Origin of the sequence: Rhodococcus sp. MEB032 (assembly GCF_030208925.1) — a bacterium.
In the GTDB taxonomy this organism is placed as follows: domain Bacteria; phylum Actinomycetota; class Actinomycetes; order Mycobacteriales; family Mycobacteriaceae; genus Rhodococcus_F; species Rhodococcus_F qingshengii.
Window position 1 is genome coordinate 44647 of sequence record NZ_JARVSY010000034.1, and the last position, 11159, is coordinate 55805.

The window sequence follows — 11159 nt, forward strand, 5'->3', positions numbered from 1 at the left end:
GTGGTCTGTTTCTGAGACCTTCACGAAGACGACGACGGGCGCGTACCGGTGACCGTGAAGTCACAGGTACGCGCCCGTAGTGCGGCGCGAGACTAGGCGCTGCCGTTGAACAGCGAAGTCACAGAACCGTTCTCGAAAACTTCCTTGATGGTGCGAGCGAGCAGCGGTGCGATGGACAGCACCGTCAGCGTCGGGAACTTCTTCGACTCGTCGATCGGAAGTGTGTTGGTGACAACAACTTCCTTCGCGCCACACGTCGACAGACGCTCGGCCGCAGGGTCGGAGAGGACGCCGTGGGTTGCAGCGATGACGACGTCACCTGCACCGGCCTCCTTGAGCACCTTGACCGCGCCGGCGATGGTTCCGCCGGTGTCGATCATGTCGTCGATCAGGATGCAGGTGCGACCTTCGACCTCACCGACGACGCGGTTGGACTTGACCTGGTTGGGTACCAACGGGTCGCGCGTCTTGTGAATGAATGCCAGCGGTGCTCCGCCGAGCGAGTCGGCCCACTTCTCGGCGACACGAACGCGGCCCGAGTCGGGGGACACCACCGTGATGTTCTCGAGGTTGTAGCCCGCGCGAATGTGGTTGGCCAACTGGCTGTGTGCGTGCATGTGATCGACGGGGCCGTCGAAAAAGCCCTGGATCTGATCGGTATGCAGGTCGACCGTGATGATGCGATCGGCGCCGGCGGTCTTGAGCAGGTCGGCAATCAGGCGAGCGGAGATCGGCTCGCGTCCGCGATGCTTCTTGTCCTGGCGGGCGTACGGGTAGAACGGAAGAACGGCGGTGATGCGCTTTGCCGATCCACGCTTGAGAGCGTCGATCATGATGAGCTGCTCCATCACCCACGTGTTCAGCGGTGCCGGATGACTCTGCAGGACGAACGCATCGGAGCCGCGAACCGACTCTTCGAATCGAACGAAGATCTCACCGTTCGCGAAGTCGCGCGCGGTCTGCGGGGTGACGCGGATGTCGAGTTCCTTCGCCACCTGCTCCGCCAACTCGGGATGTGCGCGACCCGAGAACAACATCAGGTTCTTCTGGTTGTCGATCCAATTCGCAGTCACTGGTTCATGCCGTCCTTTGTACTTGCCGGTCGATCTGGTGGTGATCTGTGCTGTCTGTTGTGCAGGGCTGTCAGGTTGTTGCAGGGCCGTCAGGTTGTGCAGCTGCTGCAGCGGCATCGGCCGCGGGTGTGCCGGGACGATTCTTCTGGACCCAGCCCTCGATGTTGCGCTGCACCCCACCCGAGACGGCGAGCGCCCCAGGCGGTACGTCGTTCTTCAAGACCGTGCCCGCACCCGTGTATGCGCCGTCTCCCACGACGAGAGGGGCGACGAACATGGTGTCGGAGCCTGTTCGGACATGCGACCCCACCACAGTACGGCTCTTGTTCACCCCGTCGTAATTGACGAAGACGCTCGAAGCTCCGATATTGCTGTGATGGCCGATGGTGGCGTCGCCGACGTAGGTAAGATGCGGAATCTTCGAATGCTCGCCGATATCCGCGTTCTTGGTTTCCACGTAAGCGCCGATCTTGCCGTGTGCCCCGAGGCGGGTACCCGGCCGGAGATAGGCGAAGGGGCCGACAGTCGCGTCCGCGCCGACAACGGAGTCGGTTCCGTGCGAGCGGACGACGACTGCGCGCTCACCGACTCTCACGTTGTCCAAGGTGGTATCCGGGCCGATCACGGCGTCTTCGCCCACCGAGGTCGTGCCGGTCAACTGAACTCCGGGCAGGAGCGTCACGTCCTGTGCGATGTGCACGCCGCAATCTATCCATGTGCTCGCAGGATCGACGACGGTGACGCCGGCACGCATCCACTTCTCGAGGATCCGACGGTTCATCTCGCGGGCGAGCGTCGAGAGCTGCACGCGATCGTTGGCGCCCGCGACGAGAACCGAATCCGCGATGTGCTGAGCACGAACACGCTTGCCCGCGCGACGGACGATCATGATCACATCGGTGAGATAGAACTCGTGTTGTGCGTTGTTGGAGTCGAGGGACGCCAGCGCGTCGCGCAGAGTTTCGAAGTCGAAGGCGTAGACCCCTGAATTGACTTCGGTGATCGAGCGCTGCGAATCGGTGGCTTCCTTCTCCTCGACTATGGCGTTCACCTCGCCGTCCGTCGTACGAAGGATTCGCCCGTAGCCGGTGGGGTCGACGGCCGTCGACGTCAACACCGTCACCGCGGCCGCGGGAGCAGCCGTGTGCTGGGCGAGGAGGTCTGCGATGGTCTTGCCGTCGAGCAGAGGCACGTCGGCGGCTGTGACGAGTACGGTCCCGGAGAAGTCGGCCGGCAACCCCTCGAGCCCACAACTGACAGCGTGCCCGGTGCCCTTCTGCTCGTCCTGAACAGCGACGGTGACGGAACGGTCCAGTTCCCCGGCGACTGCGTTCACGGCTTCGGTGACACGCTCACGATCGTGACCGACGACGGTCACCAGGTGCGTGGGATTCAGTGAGGTTGCCGCGTGAAGCGAATGCGCCAGCATGCTGCGTCCGGCGAGAGTGTGGAGGACCTTGGGAGTCTTCGACTTCATTCGTGTACCGGCACCCGCTGCGAGAACGATCACGGCGGTCTGCACTGGTTTGAGCTCCCTCTGTCGATCAAACTGTCGATCAAGACATACATTTCCGCTCGGGAAAGCATGTTGTTCACCAGCTCCGCCGCCAGGACTCGAACCTGAACTATCTGAACCAAAATCAGAGGTGCTGCCATTACACCACGGCGGATTGCCACGCATTGCCGAGCCTTGCGGCCGAACGCGCGAAAGAATAATCGCATGCCGACCCGCCGTAGGTCGAACCGCTCCTCCGATCGGGCCCCTGAAGTCCCGATAGGCTGAGCGTCCACAGCAGTAATTTGTGTGTCGGCGAGAGGAAGACAATGGCGACGGTGTCCGGTTCGGGTGGCGGGGATCCAGTTCCCGAACGAGTGACACGGATCCGGATGACCGGTACCCAACGTCGGCAACAGCTGATCGAGATCGGGCGGGCATTGTTCGCCGAACGGGGATACGAAGCGACCTCGATCGAGGAGATCGCCCAGCGCGCGAACGTGTCCAAGCCTGTCGTGTACGAGCACTTCGGCGGCAAGGAGGGGCTGTACGCCGTCGTAGTGGACCGGGAGATGTCGCGACTCCTCGAGATGATCACGTCTTCGCTCTCACAAAATCGCTCGAGAGTTCGAGTCGAGCGGGTTGCGTTGGCTTTGCTCACCTACGTGGAAGAGCACACCGACGGATTTCGGATACTCGTGCGCGATTCGTCCGTTGTCGCGCCCAGTGGGACATATTCGAGCTTGCTCAACGATGCGATCAGTCAGGTGGGCTACCTGTTGGCGGGGGACTTCTCCAGACGCGGTTTCGACCCCGGACTAGCAACGATGTACGCACAGGCGCTTGTCGGCATGGTGTCCACTACGGCTACTTGGTGGCTCGACGAACGGACTCCGTCGAAGGAAGTTGTCGCCGCTCACCTCGTGAATTTGTGTTGGAATGGGCTGACGAATCTGGAAGCCGATCCACAATTGGAGGGTTAACCAGGCGCGCCTGCCGCGCAGAGATGGATCGCGGTCTAAGCTGTGTTCGCTGTATCACGATCGTTTGATGGGCAAATGTCTCATTTGTTTGCAGGGTGGGTTGAATGCCGAACCGTGCCATCCATTTTGACGCTGTGAACGGGTAAGACCAAGAATTCGTTCGATGTGTGGTGATTGGAGGCCGGATCGATGGTGAGGCAAGAGCGGGCAGAAGCCACCCGTGATTCGGTGCTGCGCGGAGCAGCGGGTGTGTTCTTGCGCCTGGGCTATGCCAATGCCAGCTTGAGCGAGATCATCGCCGAGTCGCAGGTGACCAAAGGCGCCCTGTACTTCCATTTCGGGTCCAAGGAAGAACTCGCGCGGGCGGTGATAGACGAGGGTTCGGCACGTTTCGACGCAAAATGTGAGCTCTGGTTGGACCGTCGAACTCCCGCACTCGAGTCACTGATCGGTATTTCGTCGGTCATCGTCGACATCGGTGCGCATGACGCCATGGTTAGAGCGACGTTCCGCTTGTTGGTCGAGATCGGGGACTATCGGGGCTCCGGGCCGGCGACTCTGGACGTGTGGCTCGACATTTACCGTGAACTTGCCAGCCGTGCCGCCGACGAAGGTGATCTGCGTTCGGACGCGGATTCTGCTGACATTGCTCGTTTCCTGTTGGAAGTTGCGTCGGGAGTTCGGCTGATGGCAGCCGCGACCGGGACCGTTCGTGAGCTTTCGGACTCCATGAAGGCATCGTGGAACCTGATACTTCCGATCGTGGTCCCGGAATCGAAAGTGGAGTACTTCAGGCAATTCGCGGCCCGTCGCCTTGCCAGTGATCACTGAAATCACTGGCTCTCCGCACTGCTCCTTGGTCAATTTGCTGCAAATGTCCTGGTAGGGACATTGCTCTCTTTGTTCTGCATTCGAAACAAACTAAGAGTATGTTTATAGTGTTGATGGGAATCTGGAAGTCCGATCTTGCCGTCAATCTTCGGATTGCGGTATGTTCTATCGGTAGCTGAAGAATTGCTGGGAATGAAGGTTTGTCAGGGCAGGGTGACGGCGTCGGCGCACCGGGCAGCATAGGGGGCTGCCCGGCGTGTACGACCCCAGATGGGGAGTCAACAGATGGGTGACACTGCGCCGACGCCGATGCTCGACATCGGCCCGCGGATCGGCTGTGACGTAGTGAACGTCGTGGATGTCACTCGAAGTATCGAACTCTTCGGGCGGAGGTATCTCGATCGGACCTTCACCCCGCACGAATTGCAGACGTGCGCCGGGCCGGCGCGGGATCAACGATTGGCTGCACGTTTCGCCGCCAAAGAGGCTGTGGTGAAGGTACTGCGGCCTGGTGACGTTCCCGTTCCGTGGAGTTCCATCGAAATCACTCGGGCCGAGTGGGGTGGCTGTGGGGTGACACTGTCCGGTAATGCCGCGGAACTCGCGCGGGCCCAGGATCTGCACGATTTTCAAGTATCTATCTCGCACGAAGCGGACGTGGCCATCGCAATGGTGATCGCAACACGCTCGGGCGCTCGCATCGAAAAGAAGGACGACATCGCTGATGATTGATCAGGCAATTCGGAAAGTGCTCGTCGAGCACGGTCGGCTGGCAGTCGACGTGAGCACGATCGACGGAGAGGCCGATCTTTACGAGTTGGGTTTGACGTCGCACGCGAGCGTGAATGTCATGTTGGCGCTGGAGGATTCGTTCGACATCGAGTTCCCTGACGAGTTGTTGCGGAAGAGTACTTTCGCAAGCGTCAAGGCGATCGAGGGTGCGTTGACGGAGTTGGGTGCTGCATGAACGCTCCGCAATCGCAGTGCTCCACCGGAACGGCCCTCGAGCGGGCCGCACGGTTGGCCGACGAAGTTGCAGCGGTGTGGGCCGACGAAGTCGATGCAGAAGCAAGGTTTCCGCGTGAAGCTGTCGACGCCATGCGAAGCGAACGGCTGCTGTCCGTAGCTGTGCCGAGGGAACTAGGCGGCGAAGGGCTCTCGCTGCAGGAAGTGTCGCAGATCGCCCGTGTGATCGGAACACGCTGTGCAGCAAGCGGAATGATTTTCGCGATGCATCAGACGCAGATATACTCGTTGGTCAAGCACGGCAACACCGAAGCACTACGCGAGTTTGTCGAAGAAACGGTCGACAAGCAATTGCTGTTGGCATCGGCAACCACTGAGCTGGGAATCGGTGGTGACGTCAGCCGGAGTTACTGCGCGGTGGAAGACTTGGGCGGTCACCTGCTGTTGATCAAGAACGCGCCTGTCATTTCGTACGGTGAACACTCCGACGCGATAGTCGTGACGGCTCGGCGAACACCGGAGAGTCAGCCGAACGATCAGGTTCTCGTGGTGTGTCGTACCCCAGACCTGACGCTCGAACGCACCACCGAGTGGAACACGCTGGGGCTGAGGGGAACTTGCAGTCTCGGTTACATCCTTCGGGCCACCTCGACGCCGGAGATGGTCGCCGACGTACCGTATTCCGATATCTCCACCCACACGATGCTTCCGGTCTCGCACGTCGTCTGGAGTTCGGTGTGGTTGGGAATTGCCGACGCTGCAGTCGAGAAGGCGCGCAAGTACGTGCGTGCCGCCGCCCGCAAGCAGCCCGGGGTCACTTCCCCCGGAGCGCTGCGGCTCGCCGAAGTTGCCGCTTCGGCACAACAATTCGCCGATCTCGTCGGCGCCTCTGCACGCAGGTACGACCGCGCAGTCCACGCGGAGGAAGGCGTTGCCGATTTCGAGGCGACGGGAGCGGTGGGATTTTCGCTCGCAATGAACAACCTGAAAGTCACAGCGTCGACAGCGGTGGTGGAAATCGTGGGGCAGACAATGTTGATCTGTGGAATCTCGGGATATCGCGAGGACACCGAATTCTCGCTCGGTCGGCACCTTCGTGACGCGCACGGCGCAGCGGTGATGGTGAACAACGATCGAATCATGGCAGGTTCAGCGCACATGGCTATCGGATACCGGGGAACGCTATGACGAACGAGACTGTGACGACCGAGACTGTGACAGGCGAGACCGATCTGGATCGGGCCCGGGCTGCATTTCAACGTGAACTGCTCGTCGAAGGACTTCTCGTCGAGACGGAGGTGCCGGGACTCTACGGGCGTTCCGGAGTGTTCGAGGACATCGTCGACGGTATCGACCGAGTGGTGATTGCAGCGGGGCCAGGCGACGCCGCGACTCGGCTGCGGTTCCCGCCGGTGTTCCCGCGGAGCAGTTTCGAGCGCACCGACTACATCGCTTCGTTTCCCAACCTCACCGGCGCCATCAACACCTTCGCTGGTTCCAATCGCGATCACGCGCGACTGCTGGCCGATCGCGCCGAGGGACAATCGTGGGACCGCCACCTCGAGCCGACCGAGACCATGCTCGTGTCCGCAGCGTGCCATCCTGCCTATGCGCGGTATACCGGAGTTCTCCCCGAAGGCGGAGTGCTGCTGGACATCTACGGTTTTTGCTTCCGGCACGAACCGGCGATCGATCCGGCTCGCATGCAGGCGTTTCGGATGCACGAGTTCGTGACGATCGGTGACGCCGCGGCAGCGCGAGCGCATCGCGAGCACTGGATCGAGCGGGGGCTCGAGGTGCTCGGCCGGCTCGAACTCGACGCTACCCCGGTGATCGCCAATGATCCTTTCTTCGGGCGCGCCGGAAAGATGCTTGCAGCCAACCAGCGTGAAGAGAATCTCAAGACGGAACTGACGGTTCGGCTCTACGGAGATCTCGACGAGGGCACGGCGATCGTGTCCTCGAACAACCATCTCGACCATTTCGGTGTCAACTTCGACATCCGAACGGCGGAGGGGGAGGTGGCACACAGCTCGTGCGTCGGCTTCGGGATGGAGCGAATCGCGTTGTCCTTGTTGCGGACTCATGGTCTTGACGTGGCTGCATGGCCAACCTCCGTTCGTGAACGAATGGGCATCTGATGTCACGGCTCATCGACATTTCACCTGATCGCTACAGGCCCCATTCGTTGCATCAGGACGACCGCGTGTGGGCGCAGACCAACTGCTACACGGATCTGTGGATCGAAGTGTTGCATTCGCTGGGATTGGACCCCGTCCCGGCATTGGCATGTGCCTTCTCATCGCGGTTCGACGGGACTCAGTGGACGTTCCTCAAGCTCAAGGCCGAGGACATCTACGCGCTGTACGGAATCGAAGTCGCCGAGATGAACGTCTGGCGGGCACCGCTGATCCATGTCGAGGACAACCTCGCGGTTGGGATGCTGTCGACGGTTGAAGTGGACGGATACTGGCTTCCCGATACTCTTGGAACGAGCTATCACGAGGGGCACACCAAGACCACGATCGTGCCCAATCGGATCGATCGCGTTGCCGGCGAGCTCGAGTACTTTCACAACAGCGGGTACTACTTGCTGCGAGGCGACGATTTCTCCGGCGTCTTCGATCTCGATCGTTCCTCACTTCCTTCGTTCGTGCCCTACGTCGAACAGATCAGGTTGAATCCGGTTCACGCGACCAACGCCGGAAACATCGCCGAAGTGGCTCGGCGGAATGTAGCGGTTCGAGCGGTGGGTAATCCCGTGCGAGAGCTGGGACGCAAGGTGATCGACGACCTCGAATGGGTGCAGGGGGCGGGTATGGATGCGTTTCACCTCTGGTCCTTCGGGCTACTTCGTCAGTGCGGGGCCAGCGCGGAGCTGGCTGCCGACGCCAGCGAGTTCTTGGACACTGCAGGTTTCTCCGGGACAGGCGAAGCTGCGCCAGATTTCCGCAAAGTGGCATCCGGTGCCAAGAGCGTGCAGTTTCAGATGGCGCGTGCCTCCAGGGGCCGCGCGGTGGACCCGCGTGAGCAACTCGACGAGATGGCCGTGTCGTGGAAGAGGGCGATGGAAATCGTTGCCGACACAGTCGGCGTCGACTCGCATCGACACTTGAGGTTGGTCTAACAGTGCCTCGTTCGTCAGCAGACCTGCTGGCCGGCGCGATATGGCGATGCGCTGCAACCGAACCCGGATCCATATCCGACCCGGATGCCCTCGAAGCCGTGACCGAGTGGGTCGCAGCGTCCGTGCCTGGAACAGTCGTCGGTGCGTTACGTGCGGAGCAGACGGACGCCGGACGCACGAAGTCCGTTTCGTCGTCTGTTTCAGAATCGTCTGTTTCATCATCGGACTGGTGGTTCGTGACTACCGTGGCCACGACCGGTGAGGGGTCGTGGCTGCTCCAGTTCGACGGTATGACGGCGTTTGCGGATGTCTGGATCGGCGGTGTCCGTGTCGCGTCCACTGAATCCATGTTCGCACCTGGGGAAGTGAGCATTCCGGCCGGAGTCGGCGCTGGTAAACGTGTCCAGGTGGCTGTTCATTTTCATTCTCTCTCCGCGATTTTGAGATCGAGGCGTCCTCGAGGACGTTGGCGCTCGTCGATGGTCCGTGAACAGGGCCTTCGGTGGATCCGAACCACGATGCTCGGTATGGCTCCCGTGTTCAGTGGTGTACCGGTACCGGTGGGTCCGTGGCGGGGTATCCGCTTGTTGGACAAGGGGATTGCCGCCGTAGTCTCTGCTGTCAAGCATGCGAGTGTTGACGGCACAACCGGTCGCGTTGCCGTCAGTGCTCGGCTCACCGGATTGCCGGCCTCGCTGGAGTACGTGACCGTGCGCGTCGGCGAACACTCGCGGCAATTGGCTGTATCCGCCGGACCGGATGGATTTCTCGAGGTGTCCGGTGTCGTCGAAGTGCCGGACGCGCAGTTGTGGTGGCCGCACACTCATGGCACCCCGCGCACTTATCCGGTGACGATGGAAGCGCTCGGAGTCTCCGAGCATCTCGGTTCAGTTGGCTTCCGGACGGTGGAGTTCGACAGATCCGATGGTGGATTCCGTTTGTATGTCAACGGCATCCGGGTGTACTGCCGTGGTTCGGTGTGGGTGCCGACCGACCCGATCTCGCTTCAAGGCGACGCCGGCACCACTCGCGTCTTGGAACGCCTGGCAGAGGCCGGCCTGAACATGATTCGAATCCCGGGGACGATGGTCTACGAGAGCGACCACTTCTGGGAGGAATGCGCGCGACTGGGCATTCTCGTGTGGCAGGACATGATGTTGGCGACGCTCGATCCGCCCGACACCGACGAATTCTTCGAACTCGTTGCCTCCGAGGTCACCGAGTTCTTGCACAGAGTGCGCGGAAATCCCGCTTTGGCAGTCTTCTGCGGCGGCAGCGAGACCGAACAGCAGCCGACCATGCTGGGCTTGGTCGATCAACACATCCCGCTCATTCATTCGAGACTGCCGGAGTTGATCTCGACGGTGGCACCCGAACTCGAGTACGTGACGTCGTCCCCCTCGGCGCCTCGCGGGGGCGAGCAATTGGCAACGCATGTCGGAAGCGGGGTCGCTCACTACTTCGGGGTGGGTGCCTATCGTCGTCCACTGGCCGACGTGCTCAGCGCGCGAGTACGTTTTGCGACCGAATCATTGGCATTTTCGATTCCACCGTCGAATGCCGTGATCGAGAACGAATTCGGTTCACTCGCCGTCGCGGGGCACCACCCGGCATGGAAAGCCGCGGTGCCTCGGGACAACGGATCGTCGTGGGATTTCGAGGATGTTCGGGACCACTACGTCTACGCGCTTTTCGGCGAAGACGCTCGTGAAGTCCGGTGGTCCGACCCGGAACGCTATCTCGACCTGGGGCGAGCAGCTGTATGTGAGGCGTTCGCATCGACGCTCGGATACTGGCGTCGCCCGGACTCTCGGTGCGACGGCGCCTTGACACTCGCACTGCGAGACATGGAGCCCGGACCGGGATGGGGGGTCCTCGATTGGAGCGGCAGCCCCAAAGCTCCGTGGTTCGTGCTCCGTAGGAGCGCCAAACCGATCGCGCTCCTCGTCACGGACGACGGTATGGACGGATTGAGGCTCGACGCGATCAACGAGACCGCCGAACCTGTCGTCGGCGAGATCAGGTTTCGAGCGCACAGTCGGTCAGGTGTCGTCCCGGTCGACGTCGCGCTACCGGTCAAGGTGGAAGCGCATTCAAGTCTGACCTGGTCCGTGGACAGCCTTGTCGGCCGTTTCACCGACCTCACTCACGTGTTTCGGTTCGGGGCGCGGACATACGACGCCGTCACCGTCACACTCGAAGACGAAGACGGCGAGATGGTGGACGAAGTGGTCCACCTCCTGGGTGGCTCGGCGCGGCCTCGCGAGCGATCGGTCGGACTTGTTGCCACAGCGCGCAACGTCGGTGACGAAGAGTGGGTAGTCGACGTCTCGACGGATGCTTCCGCCCAATACGTTGCCCTCGAACTGCAGGGCTTCGAGCCCGAAGACTCCTGGTTCCACCTCGCGCCGAACGGTCGCAGGACTGTACGCCTACGGAGAACCGGTCAGGCGACGAAGGTGATCGGTCGCGTTCGGGCGCTCAACTCGCACGTGAGTGTGGCCGTGGCGCCGCCGATCACTCCGGTCACACAATCCTCGCCGTCCAAGCGGACGTCGAAGAAGACGAGTGCTACGGGAAACTGAACGGATCGGACTGCGCTGCGAGATCGCACACCGATAGAATCGAACCGGCGCACAACTCTGCCTCGGTGGGGATATTGCGCTCGGGCTGTGCGTCCGCAA

The 11159-nt window shown here is 61.4% G+C and carries 10 protein-coding genes and 1 tRNA gene; 8 read left to right on the forward strand and 3 right to left on the reverse strand.

Translation table 11 applies throughout. The annotated features are described in order from the left end of the window. Positions 1 to 92 precede the first annotated feature (92 nt). From QRN54_RS27605 to QRN54_RS27615, 3 genes are all read right to left on the reverse strand, one after another. Positions 93 to 1073, reverse strand: coding sequence for a ribose-phosphate diphosphokinase (locus QRN54_RS27605; protein ID WP_003946284.1), 981 nt, complete (start codon positions 1071 to 1073; stop codon positions 93 to 95). Positions 1074 to 1143: 70 nt separating this feature from the next. After that, a complete protein-coding gene (gene glmU / locus QRN54_RS27610) occupies positions 1144 to 2595 on the reverse strand; it encodes a bifunctional UDP-N-acetylglucosamine diphosphorylase/glucosamine-1-phosphate N-acetyltransferase GlmU (RefSeq protein ID WP_285183502.1) in 1452 nt (483 codons plus the stop codon). Positions 2596 to 2672: 77 nt separating this feature from the next. Continuing rightward, positions 2673 to 2743, reverse strand: a tRNA-Gln gene (locus QRN54_RS27615). Between the two features lie 154 nt (positions 2744 to 2897). On the opposite strand from QRN54_RS27615, the gene QRN54_RS27620 reads away from it, so the two are divergent. The 8 genes from QRN54_RS27620 to QRN54_RS27655 all read left to right on the forward strand — a co-directional run bounded on the left by QRN54_RS27620 (position 2898) and on the right by QRN54_RS27655 (position 11060). Then, positions 2898 to 3551, forward strand: a complete 654-nt coding sequence (locus tag QRN54_RS27620; protein WP_003946303.1) for a TetR/AcrR family transcriptional regulator — start codon at positions 2898 to 2900, stop codon at positions 3549 to 3551. 189 nt (positions 3552 to 3740) lie between these two features. Next, positions 3741 to 4382, forward strand: a complete 642-nt coding sequence (locus QRN54_RS27625) for a ScbR family autoregulator-binding transcription factor (RefSeq protein WP_003946317.1) — start codon at positions 3741 to 3743, stop codon at positions 4380 to 4382. A gap of 285 nt (positions 4383 to 4667) precedes the next feature. Further along, entirely contained in the window at positions 4668 to 5114 is a 447-nt protein-coding gene (locus tag QRN54_RS27630; RefSeq protein ID WP_003946314.1) for a holo-ACP synthase, read from the forward strand. After that, entirely contained in the window at positions 5107 to 5349 is a 243-nt protein-coding gene (locus tag QRN54_RS27635; protein WP_003946296.1) for an acyl carrier protein, read from the forward strand. Before QRN54_RS27630 ends, QRN54_RS27635 begins: the two co-directional genes overlap by 8 nt. Continuing rightward, positions 5346 to 6536, forward strand: coding sequence for an acyl-CoA dehydrogenase family protein (locus QRN54_RS27640; RefSeq protein WP_042448906.1), 1191 nt, complete (start codon positions 5346 to 5348; stop codon positions 6534 to 6536). Before QRN54_RS27635 ends, QRN54_RS27640 begins: the two co-directional genes overlap by 4 nt. Next, the gene (locus QRN54_RS27645; RefSeq protein ID WP_007728880.1) at positions 6533 to 7489 is read left to right on the forward strand and encodes an amino acid--[acyl-carrier-protein] ligase; all 957 of its coding nucleotides are present in this window, start codon (positions 6533 to 6535) and stop codon (positions 7487 to 7489) included. Before QRN54_RS27640 ends, QRN54_RS27645 begins: the two co-directional genes overlap by 4 nt. Next, positions 7489 to 8475, forward strand: a complete 987-nt coding sequence (locus QRN54_RS27650) for a DUF1839 family protein (RefSeq protein ID WP_003946304.1) — start codon at positions 7489 to 7491, stop codon at positions 8473 to 8475. The genes QRN54_RS27645 and QRN54_RS27650 overlap by 1 nt, the downstream gene beginning before the upstream one ends. A gap of 2 nt (positions 8476 to 8477) precedes the next feature. Beyond that, positions 8478 to 11060, forward strand: a complete 2583-nt coding sequence (locus tag QRN54_RS27655) for a glycosyl hydrolase 2 galactose-binding domain-containing protein (protein WP_285183503.1) — start codon at positions 8478 to 8480, stop codon at positions 11058 to 11060. Positions 11061 to 11159 lie beyond the last annotated feature (99 nt).